This is a genomic window from Agathobaculum massiliense (assembly GCF_900291975.1).
Taxonomy (GTDB): Bacteria; Bacillota; Clostridia; order Oscillospirales; family Butyricicoccaceae; genus Agathobaculum; species Agathobaculum ammoniilyticum.
Genome location: NZ_OMPN01000001.1, coordinates 1,677,715 through 1,700,735, shown reverse-complemented (window position 1 = coordinate 1,700,735; position 23,021 = coordinate 1,677,715). Strand labels below are relative to the sequence as shown.

Below are 23,021 nucleotides of genomic sequence, written 5' to 3'. Positions count from 1 at the left end.
CTATAATAACAAAATACCAGAAGCGTGGGCATGCCAGAGAAAGGGGGCCGCGGCCCATGTTCCATCACAAAAAAAGAGCCCGGGCGCCGCAGCTCACCCACCGCCAGATCAACCGGCTGATGCCGTTCACGGGCGCGCCGCTGTTCCACGCGCTCCAGCTGCTTGCGACCGGCGATTCCGCGCGCTTCCATATGCCGGGGCATAAGGGCGAGCCGCTGTTCAACAGCTATGCGGAGATATTCGCCATCGATTTCACCGAAACCTACGGCACGGGCAACCTGTACCTGGGCGACGGGCCGATCCGCGACGCCGAGGTCGCCGCGGCGCGCTATTTCGGCGTGGACGACTGCTTTTTTCTGACCGGCGGCTCGACCCAGGGCGTCCTCGCCATGCTTGCGGCCGCCGTGGGGGAGGGCGGCAGCGTGCTGCTGGACCGCGAATGCCACAAGTCGGTCTGCTACGCCTGCGCGCTGCTGGATATCACACCGCATTTTATCTCCGCGCCGCTTATCGAGCCGTTCGCGGTGTCGGGCGCGCTGCCCGTGGACGCGGCCGAGCGGGCGCTGCTCGACCATCCGGAGATCCGCGCCGTGCTGCTCACCTCTCCCACCTATTACGGCGTGTGCCGCGCGATACCGGCGTTCGCGGATCTGTGCCGCGCATACGGCAGGCTTCTGCTGGTCGACGGGGCGCACGGCGCGCATTTTCCGGCGCTCGGCCTGCCCGCGCCGGTCGCGGAGGGCGCGGACATGGCGGTGCTCTCCATGCACAAAACGCTGCCCTGTCTGGGGCAGGGGGCGGTCCTTCTGGCCGGCGCGGGCGCGGATAAGCGCGCGCTGCGCGAAAATACCGCGCTGTTCGGCACTTCCAGCCCGTCATACCCGATCATGGCGTCCATCGACCTGGCGCGCGCCTACACCGAAGGCCCGGGCCGAGCCGCCTACCGCCGCGCGGCGGAAACCTGCGGCGACCTGCGGGATTATATCGCGCGCCGCACCCGCTTCACACCGTTGGCCGAGAGCGATTTCCCCGCGCTCGACCCCTGCCGCCTGACGGTCTGCACCGCGGGTACGGATATCACCGGCCGTCGCCTGGCCGACATGCTTTGGAGCGAATACGGCGTGGCCTGTGAGATGGCGGACGACCGCAACGCCGTGTTCATTCTGACCGGCGCGGATACCGGCGCCTCGATCTACCGCCTGCGCCGCGGCCTGCGCTGCCTGTCCGGCCGGCGACGGGAGGAGCCGCTTCCCTTGGCGGCCGCGCCCTTCCCGCCCGCTGCGCGCGTCATGCCCGTGCGGCAGGCGTGGTTTTCGCACACCGGCCGCGTCGCGCCCGCTGCGGCCGAGGGGCTGGTCTGCGCGCGGCCGGTCACGCCCTATCCTCCCGGCGTGCCGCTGCTGTGGCCGGGGGAGAAAATTACACGGGCGCACATTGAACTTATTCGGGAAAGATGGTACAATGAAATAGAAGAAATCACCGTGGTTATCTCGCAGCAGAGCGGAAAAGGGGGACACCTTTTATGAAAATGGTACTTGCGATCATCAATTATGATGATGCACAGGACGTAATCAACAGCCTGATGAAAGCGGGCTTTTCCATCACCAAGCTGGCGACGACCGGCGGCTTCCTCAAGGCCGGCAACGTCACCATCCTGATCGGACTGGAGGAATCCAGGCTGGACGCCTGCTTCGACATCATCCGCGAGCATTCCTCCTCGCGCAAGCAGATCATCCCGACCACCGCCGAGCTGGGCATGGGCTTTTTCCCATCCACGCCCGTACAGGTCGAGGTCGGCGGCGCGACCGTGTTCGTGCTGCATGTCGAGCGGTTTGAAAAGCTTTGATCTCGTTTGACAGTCTGCCGGGCAACACGGCGCTCAAAAGCAGCCTGCGGAACGCGCTGTCCGGCCGTTTCCCGCAGACCGTCCTGCTTTCCGGCGACGATCCCGACGGGCTGAAGACGCTTTCCTGCGTCCTAGCCGCCGCGATCCTGTGCGAGAGCGGTGGGCCGAGGCCCTGCGGGACCTGCCTGTCCTGCCGCAAGGTGGAGCAGGGCGTGCATCCCGACCTGATGATGATCGATGCGGGCGACGAGGAGCTGAAGGTCGATCTCGCGCGCCGCATTAAGGCGGAAAACGCGATCGTCCCCAATGACGGGGCGCGGCGCGTGACTGTGATCTGCCACGCGCAGAACCTCAACCCCATGGCGCAGAACGCACTGCTCAAGGAGCTGGAGGAGCCGCCGGGCTATGCATTTTTCATCCTGGCCGCCGAACAGCCGGACGCTCTGCTGCAGACCGTGCGTTCCCGCTGCACGAAATTCGCGCTCGCGCCGGCCGGCGCAGCGGTTTCGGATGGGGAGGCGGCCGCGCTGCTCGCGCCGTATCTGACCGCTGTGGCCGCGCAGCGCGAGGAGCGGATGATGCTGGCCGCGCTGGCGCTCGAAAAAACGCCGCGCCGGACGCTGATGGGTGTGCTGGGCATTCTGCAGGCCGCGTTGCGCGACGCTGTGTTTTTCGCCAAAGCCCTGCCGCAGCCGCCTTTGCAGCCCGCGCTGGAAACCGAAGCGCGCGCTCTGGCACGGACGGTACCCGCCAGCCGCCTGCTGGCGGTATATGACTGGATTGGAGAGCTGATCGGTCGGATCGGCCGCAACGCCGCGGCGGCGGCAGTGACCTGTGCGCTGACAAGCGATGTATACCGCATCTGCTTTCTATAATATAGGAGGATATCAGCTTTTGACTACAATTATCGGAGTCCGTTTCAAGCCAAACGGAAAGATGTATTATTTTGACCCGCAGGACATCCCTGTGGAGACAGGGACGGGCGTGATCGTGGAAACCGCGCGCGGCCTGGAGTACGGCGAGTGCGTGCAGGCGAACACCGACGTACCTGACCAGACGGTTGTGCAGCCGCTCAAACGCATGCTGCGCGTGGCGACCGACGCGGACCGAAAAACGCTCGAGCGGAATAAAAAGCGCGCGGACGAGGCGTTTATCGTCTGCAAGCGCAAGATCGAGGAACGCGGGCTGGACATGAACCTGGTCACGGTCGAATGTACCTTTGATATGAACAAAATGCTGTTTTATTTTACGGCAGATGGCCGCGTGGACTTCCGCGAGCTGGTCAAGGATCTGGCCAGCGTATTCCGCACCCGTATCGAGCTGCGGCAGATCGGCGTGCGCGATGAAGCGAAGATGATCGGCGGCTTGGGCACCTGCGGCCGCGAGCTGTGCTGCTCCTCTTATCTGGAGGACTTCCATCCGGTTTCGATCAATATGGCCAAGGATCAAAACCTGTCGCTTAACCCTGCCAAAATATCCGGCACCTGCGGGCGGCTGATGTGCTGTCTCAAATATGAGCACGAAGCCTATGCCGAGCTGCAAAAGGTCACGCCCAAGCAGGGCAGCGTGGTGGATACGCCGGAGGGGCGAGGAAAGGTCATTTCCACGCAAATGCTGCGCGGCACCTGCAAGGTGCAGCTGGACGACAGTCCGGAGCATTCCCTGACCGAGTTCCAGTGCGCAGATTGCTGCGTGGTGAAGGGCGCCTGCCGCAACCGGCAGAACATCGCCGCGCTGGCCGAGGAGCGCCGCAGGCGGGAGGAAGCCGAATCTGTCCGTCCGCCGCGCGCAGAGCAGTCCGCTCAGCCGGGCAAGCCCGAACGCGCACCCTCAGCGGCAGAGCCTGCCGCGCCGGAAAGCGCTTCGGCTGCCGAAGGCGCAACCGGCGACGCCCCCAAGCGCCGTCGCAGACGCGGTGGACGCCGCCGCAGGAAATCCTCCGGTGGGGAAGCGCAGGCGTATCACGAAGAGAAGCCTGTAGAAGAATAAAATACGCCCCTCTTATAAAAGAGGGGCGTATTTTTATAATTATTCTTTTGCATGAATGAATACTCAAATTCCGACTGTTAAGACATGGAAATATAATCCAGGAAGTTCAAAATCAAAAATAAAAATAATAGTTGCAATTATGACCGATCCGTGCTATAATGCGGCATCAAAAAACATCAAAAAATTATTTTTAATGCCATCAGAAAAAGGTTCTCGCACTGGTGCTGGCGTTCGCATGCGCGTTCACCATGTTTGCCGGTGCGGCGTTCACGGACGAGGCGGACATTGTCAACGCAGAAGCCGTGGACCTGCTGACGGAGCTGAACATTATCAATGGCTACAGCGACGGCAGCTTCAATCCTGAGGGAGACGTCACCCGCGCTGAGTTTGCCAAGATGATTTATGTCATCCGCAACGGCGGCAACGACGACGCTTCCGCTCATGCGAACAACCCGACTTCGTTCACCGACCTGACCGACAGCTGGTATCAGGGCTACATCAAGTACCTGCAGAATACCGGCATCGTTGCGGGCAAGACCGCGACCCAGTTCGATCCGGACGGCAACGTAACCACCGGCGAAGCGCTCAAGATGGCGCTCGTTCTGGGCGGCTACCGCGCGGACAAGGCTGGTCTGACCGGCACCAAGTGGCTGACCAACACCGTCACCCTGGCAACCACCAACCGCCTGCTGAACGACGTTAACTCTTCCATCACCGGCGCCTGCACCCGTCAGGACGCGGCGCAGATCCTCGCCAACGCGCTGGATATGACCGCTGTCCGCTACTCCGAAATCGTTGAGGATTTCGTCAACGATTCCGAGGACGGCCTCGCTCTGGGCGGCTCTTCGATCTCCGTTGGCCGCAAGTGGATGGATCTGTGGACCAACGTTGGTACGCTGATCAGCATCGACGGCTCCGACCTCGATATCCAGATGTCCTCTTCTGACCGCACCGACAGCGACAGCGACGACGAGCATTTTGTCAAGGTTGACACCGACTACTCGAGCCTGCTGGGCCAGAAGGTCAAGGTTCTGTTCAAGGACGGCAAGAACAACTCTGTTCTCGGCGTTTACCCGATCGACGACAACAGTGTTGTCACGGTCAATCAGAACGAGATCAGCGTCGACGCCGGCAAGATCGTCATTGACGACGAGAGCTACTCGGTTGAAACCGACGGCGTGACTGTAATCCGTGACGGCGAAGAGCTGAACGAAAACTGGAAGGCTGGCGCGTTCAAGGATCAGCAGTCGGCGGACGTGATCACCCTGATCGACACCGATGACAACAACAAGATCGATACCGCTTACATCAAGACGGTAGACGTTGCCAAGGTTACCTATGTCGCTTCCTCGCAGATCATCGCGGGCAGCAAAACCTACAAGTTCTCCGAAGACACGATCGACGAGGACGTTGAGAAGGACGACTGGGTCATTATCACCAAGAACCTGTACAACGACAACAACGATATCGTCGTAGCCTCCAAGGCGACCGGCACTGTTGAGGCCACCAAGGATAAGACCGGCTGGAAGCAGTACCAGATCGGCGACGAGTGGTTCAATGAAACCGATTCCTCCAACAAGGACATCAACACCAACGTAAAGCCGGGTGTTGAGGCAGAATATGTTGCCGTAAACGGCATTCTGTTCTACGCTGACAAGACCTCCGCTGGTTCCGACAAGCTGACCGACGTTCTGTTCGTGTCCTATGTTGGCCAGGACGGCCTGTCCAACGATCAGGCGCGCGTCATGTTCCCGAACGGCGACAAGGCGACCATCAACCTGAAGAACACCTACTTTACGCAGCAGAACGGCGATAAGGGTACCGCTATTGTTCCCGGCCAGTTCTACGAGTACAGCAAGTCCGGCAGCACCTATGAGCTGATTGCCCTTGCCTCCACCGCTGACTTCTACGGTGATTTCACCTACGAGGGCAAGGAGGATCTGGATACCGCTGGCGATAAGGTCGACACTGACCGCATTTCTGACAGCGCAGACGTTATCGTTTGGACGACGGACAGCCACGGTACGCCGGCCAACACGACCAAGGCTGACATCAAGCACATCACCGGCAAGCAGCTCAAGGCGCTGGTAAGCGACGGTACGCTCGATGTCGATGGCAGCTCCAACAACCTGTATCAGGCTACTCTGGGCTACTTCACCTCCGACGTGGACGGCCTGAACCGCGCTTCCGTTATCGCTGTTGAGTTCAACGGCAACGGTTCTCTGGGTACTACATTCGACAATATTTCTTCGAATGCGAACTACGGCTTCATCACCAAGGACGCTGTTAAGCTCTCCAACGGCAACATCAAGTTCACCGTTTGGACCGGCGCTGAAAACGTTGAGGTTGTAGCTGAAAAGTCCCGCGAGAACGACTTCACCAAGGGTACTATCGTTGGCTACACCGCGATCAATGATGAGGATGGCAACAAGGTCATGACCGACGCTGTTGCGATCACCTCTGGTGTAACGGCTGGTTCCATCACCTCTGTTAACTCCAAGGGCACCACGATCGAATCCAGCACGATTAACCTCCCGTATGAGGATCTGGATGATTACAGCACTGTTCTGTACGTTGACTCCAAGGCTGGCACCGGCTTGGAAGATGGCGTTGCAACCAAGGCGAATAGCCAGAAGGTTAACGGCACTACCTACTACGCGACCAACCTGCTGGTATACGGCGGCGAGGTTATTGTAATCGACGTTAACGAGATCGCCGGCAAGCGCTATGGCGCTTACACGCTGCCCTCTATCTCCGGCCTGTCTGACGTACAGTGGCTGAACACCCGCACGAACGACACCGACGAGGGCGCGGCTTACGAAGGCGCGATCATGCAGCTTTCGTTCTACGCTGACAAGGATGGCACGCTGACGCTGACCAATGTTGCCGATATCGAGACTAACGACAACGACGGTACGGTTACCCTGTCTGTCAAGGGCGGCGAATACAACCTGTTTGATTCGCTGATCGTTACCGGCGCAGGCAATGTTACCGCGACCTTTACGGCTGCTGGCAACACGACCCCGTCTACCGGCGAGAAGATCACCAGCCTTGAGTTCAAGCCGAGCTGGACCTTTGGCGATACTACTGTTGCAAACCTCGATATCGTATATGAGAATGCAGTAGGTAAGCGTCCGTCTTACATCATCTATGCGAAGGGCGATTCGTCCAAGACCAATCTGGTTAGCTCCAAGTTCACCGCTGGTGCTGCTTTTACTCTGCCCACCAATAACGACGCTGCTGCACAGAGCACCACGGTTACTCTGAATGGCGCGGATAAAGGCGATTACGTTCTGGAACTGACGGTTGGCGGCGCTACCAAGACCGTAGAGTTCTCGGTGGCAGCGCAGACCATCACTGCGCTTGGTACTTTGACTGGTCTTCCGACGGCCAGCGACCCCGCAGCCACTGTTAACGGTGGTTATACGGTGACTGGTATGACAACTGGCCTGAGTGCTGCGGTTTCTGTTGTTGAAAAGACAAATAACGGGGCTACTGAGGGCACGATTGAGCAAAACGATATCGCAACCGCTACCCTGACTATTACAGCAGCAGATGCTAACCATGTTCTGGGTGCCGCTCCCGCTGCTCCGGCTGGCGGTTGGGTTGCTGGCACGCATACTGCTACTTCTTGGGTTTACACCTTGGATATCACTGTAGCTTAATGCGCAGCTTGAAGCAAATTTAACTTGAAAACCCCTCTCTTTCGAGAGGGGTTTTCCCTTTTTACTTCACGGCTATGTAGTGATAAGACCGCTCTGCCGTATTCGACATGACATAGTCGGCAAAAACCTGCGTGCTCTCCGTGTAAACGCGGAAACCACCCGCCTCGATGTTCAATACCGACCTGCCGTCCGATGCTTTCACCGGCTTTCCCGCCAGCGCCAGGCCGCCGTACCAGTGGGTCTGGCTACCCTTGGAATAAGTCGCATATCCGCCGCACATCACCATCACGGCTTTTGGCGTAAAACCAATATTGATCAAACGGCTGGCGGCGCCGTCACCGGTGTAGGTGCCGAAATACACCTCCGCTTTTTGTGCAAGCTGCGCGGTGTGCGCCTGCAGGGTAGCTTCTGCGGACTGCAGACGGCTGTCAACGCCGGTAAGCGCGGTTTGTTCGGCTTTCGCGTCCAGCTCGGCGGCAAGCTCCTCTGAGAGCATCTCCCGATCGATCGTGTCCCCGAACGTGTCCACTACGATGCCCTCCACACGCGCCTCCAGCCGCGAAGCCTCGTCGCAGATTCCGTTCACCGCCTGCCGCAGCTCCTCCGGACTGCTGTCGAACCGCGCTTTCAGCTCGTTTGCCGGCAGGCTCGGCTGGTCGGGCAGGTCGGTGATTTTGTGTGTGAATTGCGTGATCTTGTGGTCAGAAAAAGACATGGTTTCCTCCTTTTTGTCGGTGCCGCCCGCGCGCGTTCCTTGGACAGCGCGCGCGGGCGCGCGTGGGGCGGAGCCGCCCCGTCTGGTTTTTCATGCGGGGAAAGTAAGCAACCGTTATAATAGCCCAAAAAACGGAAAGCGCAAGGGCAAGTATTTGCCCTTGCGCTTTTTCCCGTTTCTGCTATTCTGGTAGACGCTTACTTTCCCGTGTCGGTGCAAACGGCGGGCGGGGAACCCCTCACGCGCGCGCCCGCGTGGTCAGAGGAACGCGCGCGAGGGGGAGCTCCGGCCGCCCCAAACAAAAGGAGGTTTTTCATGTCATTCAGCGATCATAAAATCACAGCGTTCCAGCACAAAATCACCGACCTGCCCGACCAGCCGAGCCTGCCGGCAAACGAGCTGAAAGCGCGATTCGACAGCAGTCCGGAGGAGCTGCGGCAGGCGGTGAACGGAATCTGCGACGAGGCTTCACGGCTGGAGGCGCGTGTGGAGGGCATCGTGGTGGATACGTTCGGGGACACGATCGATCGGGAGATGCTCTCAGAGGAGCTTGCCGCCGAACTGGACGCAAAAGCAACCCAGACGTCGCTTAATACCGAAAGCGAGGCGCGGGAAGCGGCTGTTTCCGCACTGGATACCCGTCTGACCGAGGTGGAGGCACAGAAATGCGAGATTTATCTTGGCAGCTATAACGGCAACGGTGAAAAGAATACGCAAGCAATCCGCTTAGGCTACCAACCCAAAGCCGTGCTGGTTGCAAACGCCAGATGGATTGGCAACGTAGATAATCCCCAGCGCATGGAGCTTGCAATGCCAGATATCGCAGCATATCATTTAGTTGTCACCTCCACGGGCTTTGAGGTGAAAGGCATGCTCAACTGCACCAACACGGAGGACAGTGTGGCAAATCCGTATCGGTATATCGTGTTCAAGTAAACTTGAAACAAAAGGGGCTCCTCTCATATGAGAGAAGCCCCTTTCCATACGGATTGTAGCGAATACCTTAATCAATGGTGAACGTAAATACAACCGTTAACTGAGTTGTGGTCGCAGTTACTGTCGCTCCGCCCAAAGTGTAAGTGCCGCCGTTCACAAACTGGTAGCCGTTATCTGCTGCAATGGTGAACGTTGCAGTCCAAACATCCGTGCTATCAACCTGGTTAGGCGTACCATTATCCGTGGTTTCAGCCCAAGTTACAGCGCTAATCGTACCCAAGCCGGCCTGAGTGGTTGTCGGAGCAGTTGTAGGCAAAGCAGCCTCAGCCGTTCCATCAACCGGTTTAGCCGGAACATCAGACAGTGTCAGAGCACCCTCAGCGACCGTCATAACTACCTTGTAGTTCTTCACGTCAACCGTGATCTTATTCTTGTCGCTCAGGTTCTTGCCGGTAACAGTCCAGGTCTTCTGATCGACGGTAATCGAACCCTCGGCAGCCGTAGCGTTGATACCATCAACCTTAACGGTAATATCTGCAGTTACAGAAGCCGCGCCGGTCGGTGCAGGCAGAGCAATGGTCAGGTTGCCGGAGCCATCGATAGAGGTCAGGACTTTATCAACTGCCAGAGAAGCATCAGTGGTAACCGTAATGTTATCCTTGGTAGAAGAACCGCCCTCTTCTTCCTCTTCCTCATCGTCGCTGCTGCCATCGTCGATCCAATCGAACTTGCCGGTGTTGTCGATGATCAGGAGCTCAAGATCAGCCTCGCCATCAACCACAGCCTCGTCAAGGATATATGCAACGTTGTTCATGTAATCGTCGTTAACATCCTTGTCAGCCTTGCGCAGCGTGGTCGTGCCGTAGATGTATTCCTGGCCGATCGCGTCGTCGTCCTCGCTGGAGTCAATCACGAGCACCTTGGTGTCCGCGGTGACGTTCAGCTGGTTGTCGCCAACCGAGATGGAGCGGGTGGTGGAAGCCTTGTTCGCGCCTACCGCCAGGTTGCTCTGGCTCGGCGTGGTGTTGCTTACGCTCTTGAGCAGGCCGTAGCTGTCGTCAACATCCTGGATGTAGCCGTCAGCATCGATGCTGCCGTAACCAATCACGGTACCCTTGGCGCGGTCGCTCGCGGTGCCGTTCTCTTCCTTAACGGTCAGGTTCTCGGAGCCGTTCCACAGGGTGTAGGTGACGTCGCCGTTGCTGCGCTCAACCGCGTCCGCGGTGATGTAGCCGTAGTTATCGTTGGAGGTGCCGGAGATATCGCCAATGGTAGAACCAGACTTAACCTCAACAGAGGCCAAGCGGACACGGTCCAGACCGTTGTAATCCTTGGTGAATACCGCGCCAGCGCCCTTGGTGGTTACCAGATCAGCGGAGGAGGTCAGGTTGTTGAACTGCTTGCCGGTGATGGTCTTGGAGGAGCCGTTCTCGTCCCAAACAACGATCACAGCGTCGTCCGCGACGCGCTTGCCGGCAATCGTGTTGTTGCTGCCCAGTGCAACGTTCTTAGCGTCTTCGCTGCCATAGACCAGCGCCAGGTAGCCGTTGTACTTCTGGTTCTTCAGCTCTTCCAGCTTGGTAGCGCTGTCGCTGCCGGAAACCTTGTACGCACGGCCGAGCTGAGTGTCGTTGCCTGCGATGCTGTTATCACTGTCGATCGTGACAGTCTTGAGCGTGCCGTCGAAGTAACGCAGCTTGACCTGATCGCCGTACAGGGTGGTCGAGCCGCTGCCGTTACCGACAACAACCGCGACATTGGTCGGGATTGCGCCCGTGCCGTCGTCGGTGTCAACGTTCAGGATAACGCCGTTGGCAACATACGCCTTAACGGTGTCGCCTACGGATACGTTCTCATAGCCGGTGTCGCTGTCCGTGGTGTCGATGTTATACCAGGTGCCGGCGATCTCGTACTGGCTGTAGTTGCCGTTATCCGAGGTCTTGTTCTTGCTGCCCTCCAGCTCGTCGGTGACAATGTCAGCCTTGACGATTTCCTTGCAGTCCTCGTACATGCTGTAGGACATTACCGCGTAATCGTCCGCTTCCAGCTCTTCATCGATGATTTCATCGGCAAACTTGTAGGACTTGCCGGCAAAGGTGATCTTGTCGGAAGCAACGTTGGTCACTTCGCCGCCGATCTTCTCAAATACGATCGCGGTGTCGATCTTGTTGTTGCCGTCGGAGTCAACAAAGGTTACCTCAGCCAAGGAGGTGTTGCCATTGGTGTCGTGCTCATTCGCAGCAGCATCCTTGTCAAAGTAGGTGTACGCAACCGTGTCGGTTTCAACGCCGTCAATGCCGACAAAGGTCAGGTCGATCGACTTGGTGCTGTCCACAGAGTAGGAAGAACCTTCAAACTTCAGCTTCTGGCCGTCCAGCTCAACATTCTTCATCAGGGTGTTGTAAACGGTGTTGTCGGAAACCGCGTAAACGCCGAGGACATTGTTGGTCTTGCCATCCTTGAACATGACCTTGACCTTCTGGCCCAGCAGGGAGGTGTAGTCCTCGGAAACCTTGGTGAAGTTGACCAGGTCGCCGTTGCTGTAGTTACGGTCGGAGTTGTGGTAGTTATCAGAGTCGTAGTCAGCATCGATCTTGATCGTCAGGGAGTCGGTCTCGATCGAGGTCAGGGTGCCGTAGTCGTAGGACAGGCCCATGTAAGCGGAGCCGACAGTTTCCTTGACGCCGCCGTTGAGGATGTCGTCAAAGGAATCGGAGTCGGTGGACCACTTCACGCGGTTGGTGTCCAGCGTATTTGCGATCATCTGCGCGGCGTACTGACGCGGCAGGCCCTGCTCCAGGCCGGAGTTGACGTCGTCCAGCAGGCCGGCGGAGCCAGCGTAACGCAGGGTGTTGGTGGACCAGTTGTGGCCTACCAGACCAGCCTTGTCAGCGTCGTAGCCTGCCAGAACGAGCAGCATCTTCGCAGCCTCCACGCCGGTTACGGTCGCGTCGGGCTTGAAGGTGTTGTCGCCGTAGCCGGCGATGATGCCCTGGGACTCGCAGAACTTGATGTAGCCCTTGGCCCAGTGGCTGTTGATGTCGGTCAGCTTAGAGGAGTTGTTCTCGTAAGCCGAGTCGTCAATGGAGTTGTTGCGGACAACGAAGATCATCTTCGCCATTTCCGCACGGGTAACGGTTGCGTCCGGACGGAAGGAGCCATCGGGGTCGCCCTCGATTACGCCCAGCGCCGTCAGCATGTTCACGGCGTCCTTGGCCTGGATATCGGCCTCGTCCGTGAACGCCGCACCGGCAAACATGGTGAACGCGCATGCGAACGCCAGCACCAGTGCGAGAACCTTTTTCTGATGGCGCGATACTGCACATAATATAGAGGAAATTGCCGGAATGCGGTCAAAAATACCCTCTAAAATAAACATTTTATAAAAATGGAAAATTGAAGCATATTTTCCTTATATGCAGGAAAGGCAATGAATAACCATAGATGCCAAATAAATTTTTCCCTGATTTTTGTTTTGTTTGTAAAACCTTACTGCAATGAAACAATATACACAAAAATGCATATTTATATTTGTATATAAGTGCCGGAGTATCAGGTGCTTTTCACGAATTCGCACAAAAGCCCTTGCATTGACAGATAGATATTGTATAATTTATATAGTGGCTTTGGCCAAATTACAGGATGAGGTGATACCAATGGACTATATTGCAGAATACAAACGTTGGCTGGAGAATCCGGCGCTTACTGAGAACGAGCGCGCGGAGCTTCAGTCCGTTCAGGAAAATAAGGAAGAGATCGAAAGCCGCTTTTTTGCCCCGCTGTCCTTTGGAACAGCCGGCCTGCGCGGCGTGCTTGGCGTAGGCCTCAACCGCATGAACCGTTTTACCGTGGGACAGGCCGCTCAGGGCTTGGCCAACCTGATCGTATCCAACGGAAAAGCCGCCATGGACCGCGGTGTTGCGATCGCGTACGACAGCCGCCATTTTTCGCCTGAATTTGCCAAACAGTCGGCCTGCATCCTTGCGGCGAGCGGCATCAAGACCCTGCTGTTCGACGAGCTTCGTCCGACCCCAGAGCTTTCTTTTGCGATCCGCCATTACGGCTGCATCGCGGGCATCAATATCACCGCATCCCACAATCCTAAGGAATACAACGGTTATAAGGTGTATTGGGAGGATGGCGCGCAGCTGCCCCCCGCGGAGGCCGACGTGGTCGCCAAGGAAATGGCGGCGACCGATATTTTCAGCGGCGTGCGCACGGGCGACTACGGCGCATTTGTGGAAAGCGGCATGATCCGCATTCTGGGCAGGGAAACGGACGAGGCATATCTCAACGAGGTGCTCAAGGTCGCAGTCAATCCGGACTGTGTAAAGCAGGTCGCGGATGAGTTTAAGCTGGTCTACACCCCGTTCCACGGCGCGGGCTACCGCCTGGTGCCGGAGATCCTGCGCCGGCTGGGCTATAAGCATATCATCTGCGAGCCGGAGCAGATGAAGATCGACGGGGACTTCCCGACGGTTAAAAACCCCAATCCGGAATACAAGGAAGGCTTCAACCTGGCGATCGAGCTGGCGCGGCGGAACGATGTCGACCTCATTATCGGCACGGATCCGGACGCCGACCGTACCGGCATTGTGCTCAAGGACAAGACCGGCGATTATGTCACCCTTTCGGGCAACCAGGTGGGCGTGCTGCTGATCGATTACATCATCACCGCCCGCAAGCTGACGAACACCATGCCCGCGCATCCGGCGGTGCTCAAGTCGATCGTGACGACTGAGATGGCACGCGCAGCGGCGGAAAAGAACGGCGTGGCGTGCTTTGATACGTTCACGGGCTTCAAATTCCTGGCCGAAAAGATCAAGCAGTTTGAAAAGACCGGCTCGCACAAGTACCTCTTTGCGTTTGAGGAGTCCTACGGCTATCTCGCGGGCGACTACGCGCGCGACAAGGACGCCGTGACCGCCTCCATGCTGATCGCGGAGATGGCGGCCTATTACCGCACGCAGGGCAAGACCCTGTACGACGCGATGGAGGAAATGTACGAAAAATACGGCTATTACTGCGAAAAGACGGTTTCCATCACCATGCCCGGCGTTTCCGGCTTGACGCGCATGAAAGAACTGATGGCAGAGTTGCGCGAAAAGCCGCTCGGCAGGATCGGCACGCATCAGGTGGAGTACACCCGCGATTATATGTCCGGCATCCGCACCCGCATGGCGGACGGCAGCGCGGAGCAGATGGAGCTGAAAGGCCAGAACGTCATGTATTACGAACTGGAGGGCGGAACGACATTTATCATCCGTCCGTCCGGCACCGAACCTAAGGTCAAGGTCTATATCATGGCCAAGGGCGACAGCAAGGCGGCGGCCGCCGAAAAGGTGGAGGCACTCTCCGCCGCGGCAAAGGAGATCGTCCGCTGAACAGCGGGATCCGCTGAAAAACCCCCGAAGTAGGCTTCGGGGGTTTTTCGCGTTTGTACGGCGCCGCGTCAGCGGTTTCTGCGCCAGGTATCCGGCGCAAACAGCAGCAGCATGGGGAACAGCTCCAAGCGTCCCGCCAGCATGTTGAACATCAGCACGATCTTGCTGAGCGGGTCGAAAAAGCCGAAATTGGAAGACGGACCGACCAGCTCCAGGCCAGGGCCGACGTTGTTGAGCGTGGCCGCGACCGCGGTAAAATTTGTGACAAGGTCTTGGCTGGAAAGGCACAGCGCGAGAGTGGACAGGATAAAAATGATCAGATAGGCGATCAGGAATACATTGACCGAGCGCATAACCTCATGCTGCACGCGCCGGCCGTCCATCTTATTGACGCGCACCGAGCGCGGATGGATCAGGAACTGCATCTCCTTTTTGATGCTTTTGCACATCAGCAGGACACGCGAGCATTTGATGCCGCCGCCGGTGGAGCCGGCGCAGGCGCCGATGAACATGAGCAGCACCAGGATGCACTTGCTGAACGCGGGCCACTGGTTGAAGTCCACCGTGGCGAAGCCGGTGGTCGTGATGATGGAGGCGACCTGGAACAGCGCGTGGTGCAGGCTGTCAAAAAAGCCGCCGAACAGATGACGGACGTTGCACGCGATCAGCAGGGCGGAGGCGGCAATTACGCCAAGGTAAACGCGCAGCTCCTCGATCCGGAGCGCCTGCTTCCAGCGGCGCGTCAGGATCAGGAAATAGATGTTGAAATTTACGCCGAACAGGATCATAAACAGCGTGACCACGGCCTGCAGGTAATAGCCGCTGTAATGCGCCATGGAGTTGTTCCAGATGCCGAAGCCGCCCGTGCCGGCCGTTGCCAGAGCAGTATTGACGGCATCGAACAGCGGCATGCCGCCGAGCAGCAGCAGCACGATTTCCAGAACGGTCATACCCAGGTAGATCGCGTACAGGATGAACGCGGTGTCGCGCAGGTGGGGCGACAGCTTGTTTACCGATGGACCGGGGCTTTCCGCTCGCATCAGGTAGATCGTCTGCCCGCCTGCGAGCGGGAGCACGGCCAGCATGAACACCAGCACGCCCATGCCGCCGACCCAGTGGGTCAGGCTGCGCCAAAGAAGCGAGGCGTGCGACAGCGCCTCCACATCGCCAAGGATGGTCGCGCCGGTTGTGGTGAAGCCGGAGATGCTTTCAAAAAGCGCGTCCACATAGGAGGGGATCTCGCCGCTGAGCCAGAACGGGAGCGCGCCGGTCAGCGCGAGTACGATCCAGCACAGCGATACGGTGACAAAGCCCTCCCGCGCGTAAAAGCGGGTGTTCTTGGGCTTGCAGCGGGTAAACAGGCAGGAAAAGACCAGACAGAGCGCGGACACGGCCAAATAGGCGAACGCGATCGGTTCCTGGTAGATAACTGCTGTCAGCATGGGCAGCAGCAGGATGCCGCCCTCCACACTCAACATCCAGCCGACCAGGTAGCACACCATAGCGTGATTCATGGCCTCTGTTCCTCCGTTTCACGGGGCAGAAAGATATCCTGCAGGTCGTTCATGCCCTCGCGGGTGGAAACGACGATGACTGTGTCCCCCTCCTGCAGTATGTCCTGGCCGCGCGGGATGATCCGCTTGCCGCGGCGGTTGATGCAGCACAGCAGCACGTCGGGCCGGATGGGCATGTCCTGCAGCGGCACGCCGGTCAGGTCGTGCGCGGCCACGCGGAATTCGAGCGCCTCCGCGCCGCGCAGCTCGTGCAGCGTTTCCACATTGGAGCCCATGGAATTCTGCATCGCGCGGGTGTACTGGCTGATGAGGTCGGCGGTCGTCTGCTTAGGGCGGATGATGGCGCCGATGGGCAGGCTTTCGATGACCTCCTCGAAATTGACGCGGTTGATCTTAGTGAACAGCTTGGCCTTGGAATGGCGGCCCGCATGCAGCGCGAGCAGGATGTTTTCCTCGTCCATGCCGGTCAGGGCGATAAAGGCGCCGCAGGTGGCCAGCCCCTCCTCGTCGAGCAGGTCGCGGTCGGTGCCGTCGCCGTGGATGATGGTCGCGCCGGGCAGCAGCTCGGACAGCATCTCGCAGCGGTCGAGCCGGTTTTCGATGATCTTGACCGAAATGCCCGAGTTGAGCAGTATGCCGGCCAGGAAAAACGATATTTTTCCGCCACCCACCAGCATGGCCGAGCCGATATGGCTGTGCGGCACGCCGATCTTTTCAAAGAAATAGACCTGCTCGTTTGGGGGAATAATGATCGTGATATCGTCGCCCGCCTGCAGGATAAAGTCGCCCTTGGGGATAAAGGTGGTACCCGCCCGCCGAACCATGCACAGCAGCACATGGGTATGCAGCGAGACGTTGATCTCGCAGACCGGCATGCCCGCCAGACGGGAGCCGGACGGGAGGCGGATGTCCAGCAGCTCGATACGCCCCTTGGCAAACGTGCTCACGCCGATTGCGGAGGGGAAACGGATCAGGCGGGAAACGACCCGCGCCGTGGATAACTCCGGATTGATGACCATGGACAGGCCAAGTTCATCGCGGATAAAGCCGACCTCGGAAACATATTCCGGATCGCGCACGCGCGCGATGGTATGGCAGCCCGATGCCTTGCGCGCGATCAGGCAGGAGAGCAGGTTGATCTCGTCATGTGCGGTTACGGCGATCAGCAGGTCGCAGTCCTCGATGCCGGCGCTTTGCAGCACATGGTAGCTGGTGCCGCTGCCTTTGACTGAGGCCACGTCAAGCGAGGTGGTCAGGTCCTCCAGCCGTCGCTCGGACAGGTCGATGAGCGTCAGGTCATGCCCCTCGCTGGAAAGGTGCTCGGCCAAAGCTGAGCCGACCTTGCCACAGCCTACAATAATGATACGCATAATGCGCCTCCGATACGAATCTTAATATTTTCTTAATGCCCATAGCGATTATACCGTTTTACCGGCAAAAAGACAATATCTTTCCGAAGATATTGCGCGCCGCGGCGGCGTTGACCGCGGCTGCGGCGCATGGTATACTGAAAGCAAATAGCTGCGCCGGACGGGGCGCGGCGCAATCGGGCGGGAAGCGCCCTGATAAAGGGAGGGATGGGACATGGCACGGGTGCTGGAGGTATGCGTGGATTCGGTCGAATCCGCGGTCAGCGCGGCGCGCGGCGGCGCGATGCGGCTCGAGCTGTGCGCGAACCTGGTGATCGGCGGCACCTCGCCGGATGAGGACCTATTCCGCATGGTGCGCAGGCGGGTGGATATCCCGATCCGCGTGCTGCTGCGGCCGCGGTTCGGGGATTTCCTGTATTCGGAGGAGGAGTTCGAGCTGCTGCGGCGGCAGGTCAGGCGCTTTGCCGCGCTGGGGGCGGATGGGGTCGTGATCGGCGTGCTTCGGGCGGACGGAACGCTGGACGAGCCGCGCATGGCGGAGCTGATCGCGCTGGCGGGCGGCTGCGGGATCACGCTGCACCGCGCGTTCGACGTGTGCCGCGACCCATTTGAGGCGCTCGCGGCGGCGCGGCGTCTGGGCGTGGACACCATCCTGACTTCCGGCCGGCAGGCAAGCTGCACCGAGGGCGCGGCGCTGCTGCGCGAGCTGGTCGGGAGGAGCGGCGGCCGGCCGCAGATCCTGGTCGGCGCGGGCGTGAACGCGGACGTGATCCGCGCGCTGCAGCCGATGACAGGGGCGGACGCGTTCCACCTGTCCGCCAAGCGGACAGAAAACAGCCGCATGACCTACCGGCGCGAGGGGGTGCCGATGGGGCTGCCCGGCATCAGCGAATTCGAGGTCTGGCGGTGCGATGAGGCGGCTGTCCGCGCCGCGCGATGCGCGCTGGACGCGCTTTGCGGCGCAGAATAGGGGGAAAGCCATGCGGATTGAAAAGGTACTGAACAATAACGTGGTTGTGGCGCTGGACGAAAACGGCGCGGAAACCGTGCTGATGGGGCGTGGGCTGGGCTTTGGCCGGCGCGCGGGGGACGAGGCGCCGGCCGCGCAGGTGGAAAAACGCTTCACGCTGCACTCGGACCAGCTTTCAGACCGGTTTCAGCAGCTCATCACCAGCATCCCGCTTCCGCACTTCCTGATGAGCGAGCGCATTATCAACCATGCCAAGATCGCGCTGGGGAAAGAGCTGTCGGACAGTATTTATGTCACCCTGCCCGACCATATCTCGGCCGCTATCCACCGGTATAAGGAGGGCATCCGCCTGCCCAATCCCCTGCTGTGGGATATCCGGCAGTTCTACAAGGATGAATACCAGGTGGGCAGCAAGGCCAATGAGATCGTCCGTGAGGAAACGGGCGTAGAATTCACCGAGGACGAGGCGGGCTTTATCGCCATGCACTTTGTCAACGCGCAGGTGGGCGGCGAGATCCGCGACGTGTACGATATGACCTATCTCATGCAGGAGGTGTTCCGCATCGTGCGGAGCGCTTACGGCTTTGAGCCGGACTGCGATTCGATCGACTATTACCGCTTTGTGACGCACCTGAAGTTTTTCGCGCGGCGCATCGTGAGCGGCCAGCAGTACGGGGATGAGGACGCGGACCTGCTCGGCGTCGTGCGGTATAAATACCCCCGCGCGTTCGCCTCCGCGCAAAAGGTGTGCGCCTACGTCAAGCGGGAAAAGGGCTTCGCCTCCGGACAGAACGAGCTGCTTTACCTCACCATACATATCGCGCGCGTGATGGATAAAAATGCTGGCTAAAGCAAGCGGGAGGCCAAAGAAAGGCCTCCTTTTTTGTTGGTGAAACCGATTTTATTGGTATGAACTCACAAAAAAAGGATGACATTTTCGGATAGTTTGCCGTGCAAATCGGGCTTGCAAAATTGTGAACAATTTGTTACAATACACTCAACAAGTAAACAATGTCCTCTGAATGATTGGATTGTTACCGCTCCGGCGGGCAAAACCAAATTTCTCGTAGTTTGTCTTTTAGGTAAGACTGTGTTACTGCGGCGAAATTTGGTTCTTTTTCGTTTTTGGATACTTTTTGCATCAGGAGGACATACTCGTCGAAAAAGGGTGTGATTGTATGTTTGGGAAACTCAAGGGATTGTTCGGCGGTTCCGCCGGCATCTCGATCGCCGCGCCGATGGCGGGAACGGTCGTCCCGCTGGAGGAGGTACCTGACCCGACGTTTGCGCAGGGCATCCTCGGGCAGGGCGCGGCCATCCTGCCGGCCGAAGGCCGCGTAACGGCGCCCGCGGACGGCACGATCGACGTGATGTTCGACACCGGCCATGCGGTGAGCATGACCACGGCGGACGGGGCCGAGGTGCTGATCCACGTCGGCATTGACACGGTCCAGCTCAACGGCCAGCACTACAAGGCGTGCTGCAAGGCGGGCGACAGGGTCAAAAAAGGCGATCTGCTGATCGAATTCGACCCCGAGGCGGTCAAGGCCGCGGGCTATGAAACGGTCACGCCTGTCATTATCTGCAACACGGACCGATTCGCCGCTGTAAAGACGGAAAAGACTGGACCGGTCGCGGCCGGAGACGTGCTGCTGACGCTGCAGGCAAAATAAACCAGTTTACCCTCAAAAATTCAAATATTATTCAGGAAAGGAAGTCATCCCTATGAAAACCATTGAATACACGATTACCGACGAGCTCGGCATCCACGCGCGTCCGGCCGGCATGCTGGTGAAAGAGGCTGCGAAGTTCCAGTCCAAAATCATGGTTGCCTCCCCGAAGAAAGAGGTTGACGCAAAGCGCATTATGGGTGTGATGAGCATGGGCGCCAAGAAGGGGGATCCGCTCAAGGTCACGATCGAGGGGCCGGACGAGGATGCGGCCGCGGAAGCGATCGAGGCGTTCCTCAAGGCAAACCTGTAAGAGGTTTTCATTTTGCCCCGAGGGGCAGTGGAATAATGCGCGCCTTGCCGTTCGGCTCGGTAAGGCGCGCGGCACTACATAGGGCCGGATAAAGAAAGGCCTGAAAGAAATGAGGAGGGGAAAATCCTATGTTAAAGTATTTGCAGAGACTGGGCAAAGCCCTGATGCTGCCGGTATCGTGCCTACCGATCTGCGGCATCCTGATGGGGATTGGCTACGCGCTCGCTCCCGCTGCCATGGCGGGCGAGGTCAATGGTTATGTCGCCAGCGGCGCGGCATACACGATCGGCTTCTTCCTGATTAAGGCGGGCGGCGCGCTCATTGACAACATGCACTGGCTGTTCGCCATCGGCGTTGCGGTCGGTATGGCCAAGGATAAGGACGGTACGGCGGGTCTTGCCGGTCTGGTATCCTGGCTGATGATCACCAAGCTGCTGAACACCGCGGTCGTTACGGTCATCATGCCGTCGATCGCGAACAACGAGGATGCGATGCTGGCGTTCGGCAAGATTGAGAACCCGTTCATCGGCATCATTGCCGGCCTGCTTGGCGCGGCCTGCTATAACCGGTTCAAGGATACCAAACTGCCTGATTGGCTGTCGTTCTTCTCGGGCAAGCGCTGCGTCGCTATTGTAACCGCTGTCGTATCCATTGTGGTTGCGGCAATCCTGCTGTTCGTATGGCCGATCGTATTCGGCGCACTGGTTGCCTTGGGCGAGGCGATCGTCAGCCTGGATGCAGTTGGCGCCGGCCTGTACGCATTCTTTAACCGCCTTCTTATTCCCACCGGCCTGCACCACGCGCTCAACAACGTGTTCTGGTTCGATACCATCGGCCTGGGCGACCTGCAGAACTTCTGGGCCGGCAAGGTCACCGGCGATATGAGCCTGACCAATGCGCCGATCACCTGGAGCCTCGGCATGTATATGTCCGGCTTCTTCCCCTGCATGATGTTCGGTATCCCGGGCGCGGCCCTGGCAATGGTTCACTGCGCCAAGAGTAACAAGAAGAAGATCGCGATCGGTCTGGTCGGCTCCGCAGCGCTCTGTGCGTTCATCTGCGGCGTTACCGAGCCGTTTGAGTTCGCGTTCATGTTCCTGGCTCCCGCCCTGTACGTTGTTTATGCGCTGCTGTACGGCATTTTCGCGTTCGTCACCGTGGCGCTCGGCTTCCGCGCAGGCTTCTCGTTCTCCGCGGGCCTGACCGACCTGGTATTCTCCGCTTCTCTGCCTGCGGCGGCCAAGACCCTGCTGATTATCCCGCTGGGCATCGCGGCGTTCGTTGTGTTCTATATCGTGTTCCGCATCGCAATCAGCAAGTTCAACCTCAAGACCCCGGGCCGTGAGGATGACGACGACGATACCGCCGCGCAGGACGCGGGCGCGACCCTGGCGAACAATGACTTTACCGCCATCGCTGCCACCGTGCTGGAGGGACTCGGCGGCAAGGACAACATCACCTCGCTGGATAACTGCATCACCCGCCTGCGCGTTGAAATCAAGGACTACACGCTGGTGGATGAAAAGAAGATCAAATCCGCGGGGGTGGCGGGCGTCATGCGTCCGTCCAAGACCTCGGTACAGGTCATTGTGGGTACCAAGGTGCAATTCGTAGCCGACGAGATGCACAAGATGCTGTAAAAACAGAAAACCCATGGATTTGCGCTCCGCGCAACGGGGAGGCGGGCGGACAGCCCGCCTCCCTGCTTTCCAAGCGCAGGCAGGGCCATCCCGTGCAGGGATGGGCAGTGTGCATTCGTTCTGCGGGCGGGCAGTGCCTGTCCCTGTGCTGCGGCCGTGAAATCAGCCCAGCGACCGGCGGCGCACCGCTTAATGGGAACGCGCCGCTGTGATATAATAAAATAATCTATTATTTGTTGGAGAGGTGCTGGATATGAAAATCATTCGCGCAAAGGACTATAACGATATGAGCCGTAAGGCGGCCAACATTATTTCGGCGCAGGTCATCCTCAAGCCGGATTCGGTACTCGGCCTGGCGACCGGCTCTTCCCCGATTGGCATTTACGAGCAGTTGATCAAGTGGTATAATAAGGGCGACGTGGATTTCGGCGCCTGTACCACGTTCAATCTGGACGAATACCGCGGCCTGACCGCGGATCATGACCAGAGTTACCACTATTTTATGCACAAAAACTTTTTCGACGCCATCAATGTGCCGGCGGAGCGCATCAACCTGCCGGATGGCGCTCAGCTCGATGCGGAGCGCGAGTGCGCGCGTTACGACGCGGCGATCCGAGCGGCCGGCGGGATCGACCTGCAGCTGCTGGGCATGGGCCTGAACGGACATATCGGCTTTAACGAGCCGGATGAGTTCTTTTCCAAGGGTACGCACTGCGTCGACCTGACCGAGTCCACCATCGAGGCAAACAAGCGCTTTTTCGCCTCCGCGGACGATGTGCCGCGTCAGGCGTATACCATGGGCGTGCAGACCATCATGCTCGCGCGCCGCATAGTGATCGTCGTTTCCGGAGAGAATAAGGCGGATATCGTGCGCCAGGCGTTTTTTGGGCCGGTTACGCCGCGCGTGCCGGCGACTATCCTGCAGCTCCACACCGACGTATCCGTGGTTGCGGACGAAGCGGCGCTGTCCAAGTGCGGGGATCTGCTGTAAAGGAAAAGAAGGGAAAGT

At 58.7% G+C, this 23,021-nt stretch carries 17 protein-coding genes; 13 read left to right on the top strand and 4 right to left on the bottom strand.

Annotation, left to right across the window (positions count from 1 at the left end):
* The first annotated feature begins 56 nt into the window (after window positions 1–56).
* The 5 genes from DBQ51_RS08705 to DBQ51_RS08685 all read left to right on the top strand — a co-directional run bounded on the left by DBQ51_RS08705 (window position 57) and on the right by DBQ51_RS08685 (window position 7,500).
* Window positions 57–1,526, top strand: a complete 1,470-nt coding sequence (locus tag DBQ51_RS08705) for an aminotransferase class I/II-fold pyridoxal phosphate-dependent enzyme (RefSeq protein WP_159068129.1) — start codon at window positions 57–59, stop codon at window positions 1,524–1,526.
* On the top strand, window positions 1,523–1,846 hold the full coding sequence (locus DBQ51_RS08700; protein ID WP_107631313.1) for a cyclic-di-AMP receptor: 324 nt from the start codon (window positions 1,523–1,525) through the stop codon (window positions 1,844–1,846). Before DBQ51_RS08705 ends, DBQ51_RS08700 begins: the two co-directional genes overlap by 4 nt.
* A complete protein-coding gene (locus DBQ51_RS08695; RefSeq protein WP_107631312.1) occupies window positions 1,843–2,721 on the top strand; it encodes a DNA polymerase III subunit in 879 nt (292 codons plus the stop codon). Before DBQ51_RS08700 ends, DBQ51_RS08695 begins: the two co-directional genes overlap by 4 nt.
* A gap of 19 nt (window positions 2,722–2,740) precedes the next feature.
* Window positions 2,741–3,835 (top strand): PSP1 domain-containing protein, encoded by a 1,095-nt coding sequence (locus DBQ51_RS08690; RefSeq protein WP_107631311.1) that lies wholly within the window; start codon window positions 2,741–2,743, stop codon window positions 3,833–3,835.
* Window positions 3,836–4,056: 221 nt separating this feature from the next.
* Complete coding sequence (locus tag DBQ51_RS08685) at window positions 4,057–7,500, top strand: S-layer homology domain-containing protein (RefSeq protein ID WP_107631310.1); 3,444 nt, start codon at window positions 4,057–4,059, stop codon at window positions 7,498–7,500.
* 61 nt (window positions 7,501–7,561) lie between these two features.
* Here the strand turns inward: DBQ51_RS08685 and DBQ51_RS08680 are convergent, their stop codons facing one another.
* Window positions 7,562–8,215, bottom strand: a complete 654-nt coding sequence (locus DBQ51_RS08680; RefSeq protein WP_107631309.1) for a hypothetical protein — start codon at window positions 8,213–8,215, stop codon at window positions 7,562–7,564.
* Window positions 8,216–8,530: 315 nt separating this feature from the next.
* Here DBQ51_RS08680 and DBQ51_RS08670 point away from each other — a divergent pair, with 315 nt between their 5' ends.
* Window positions 8,531–9,151, top strand: a complete 621-nt coding sequence (locus tag DBQ51_RS08670) for a hypothetical protein (protein WP_107631307.1) — start codon at window positions 8,531–8,533, stop codon at window positions 9,149–9,151.
* Window positions 9,152–9,218: 67 nt separating this feature from the next.
* On the opposite strand, the gene DBQ51_RS08665 is transcribed toward DBQ51_RS08670, so the two are convergent.
* Window positions 9,219–12,437 (bottom strand): S-layer homology domain-containing protein, encoded by a 3,219-nt coding sequence (locus DBQ51_RS08665; protein WP_159068128.1) that lies wholly within the window; start codon window positions 12,435–12,437, stop codon window positions 9,219–9,221.
* Between the two features lie 370 nt (window positions 12,438–12,807).
* Between DBQ51_RS08665 and DBQ51_RS08660 the strand changes: the two genes are divergently transcribed.
* Window positions 12,808–14,535, top strand: a complete 1,728-nt coding sequence (locus DBQ51_RS08660) for a phospho-sugar mutase (protein ID WP_107631305.1) — start codon at window positions 12,808–12,810, stop codon at window positions 14,533–14,535.
* Window positions 14,536–14,603: 68 nt separating this feature from the next.
* Here the strand turns inward: DBQ51_RS08660 and DBQ51_RS08655 are convergent, their stop codons facing one another.
* The gene (locus DBQ51_RS08655; RefSeq protein ID WP_054328036.1) at window positions 14,604–16,049 is read right to left on the bottom strand and encodes a TrkH family potassium uptake protein; all 1,446 of its coding nucleotides are present in this window, start codon (window positions 16,047–16,049) and stop codon (window positions 14,604–14,606) included.
* Window positions 16,046–17,419 (bottom strand): Trk system potassium transporter TrkA, encoded by a 1,374-nt coding sequence (gene trkA, locus DBQ51_RS08650; protein ID WP_054328035.1) that lies wholly within the window; start codon window positions 17,417–17,419, stop codon window positions 16,046–16,048. The genes DBQ51_RS08655 and trkA overlap by 4 nt, the downstream gene beginning before the upstream one ends.
* Before the next feature lie 214 nt (window positions 17,420–17,633).
* Here trkA and DBQ51_RS08645 point away from each other — a divergent pair, with 214 nt between their 5' ends.
* From DBQ51_RS08645 to nagB, 6 genes are all read left to right on the top strand, one after another.
* A complete protein-coding gene (locus DBQ51_RS08645; protein ID WP_054328034.1) occupies window positions 17,634–18,389 on the top strand; it encodes a copper homeostasis protein CutC in 756 nt (251 codons plus the stop codon).
* A gap of 10 nt (window positions 18,390–18,399) precedes the next feature.
* Window positions 18,400–19,239: a BglG family transcription antiterminator LicT gene (gene licT, locus DBQ51_RS08640; RefSeq protein WP_107631304.1), complete on the top strand. Its 840-nt coding sequence runs from the start codon at window positions 18,400–18,402 to the stop codon at window positions 19,237–19,239.
* A gap of 328 nt (window positions 19,240–19,567) precedes the next feature.
* On the top strand, window positions 19,568–20,062 hold the full coding sequence (locus DBQ51_RS08635) for a PTS sugar transporter subunit IIA (RefSeq protein WP_054328032.1): 495 nt from the start codon (window positions 19,568–19,570) through the stop codon (window positions 20,060–20,062).
* Between the two features lie 52 nt (window positions 20,063–20,114).
* Window positions 20,115–20,372 carry an HPr family phosphocarrier protein gene (locus DBQ51_RS08630; protein WP_054328031.1) on the top strand — a complete coding sequence of 86 codons (258 nt, stop codon included), beginning with the start codon at window positions 20,115–20,117 and terminating at the stop codon, window positions 20,370–20,372.
* A 128-nt stretch (window positions 20,373–20,500) separates the two neighbouring features.
* The gene (gene nagE, locus DBQ51_RS08625; RefSeq protein ID WP_054328030.1) at window positions 20,501–22,012 is read left to right on the top strand and encodes an N-acetylglucosamine-specific PTS transporter subunit IIBC; all 1,512 of its coding nucleotides are present in this window, start codon (window positions 20,501–20,503) and stop codon (window positions 22,010–22,012) included.
* A 253-nt stretch (window positions 22,013–22,265) separates the two neighbouring features.
* The gene (nagB, locus tag DBQ51_RS08620; protein ID WP_107631303.1) at window positions 22,266–23,003 is read left to right on the top strand and encodes a glucosamine-6-phosphate deaminase; all 738 of its coding nucleotides are present in this window, start codon (window positions 22,266–22,268) and stop codon (window positions 23,001–23,003) included.
* The last annotated feature ends 18 nt before the right edge of the window (window positions 23,004–23,021 follow it).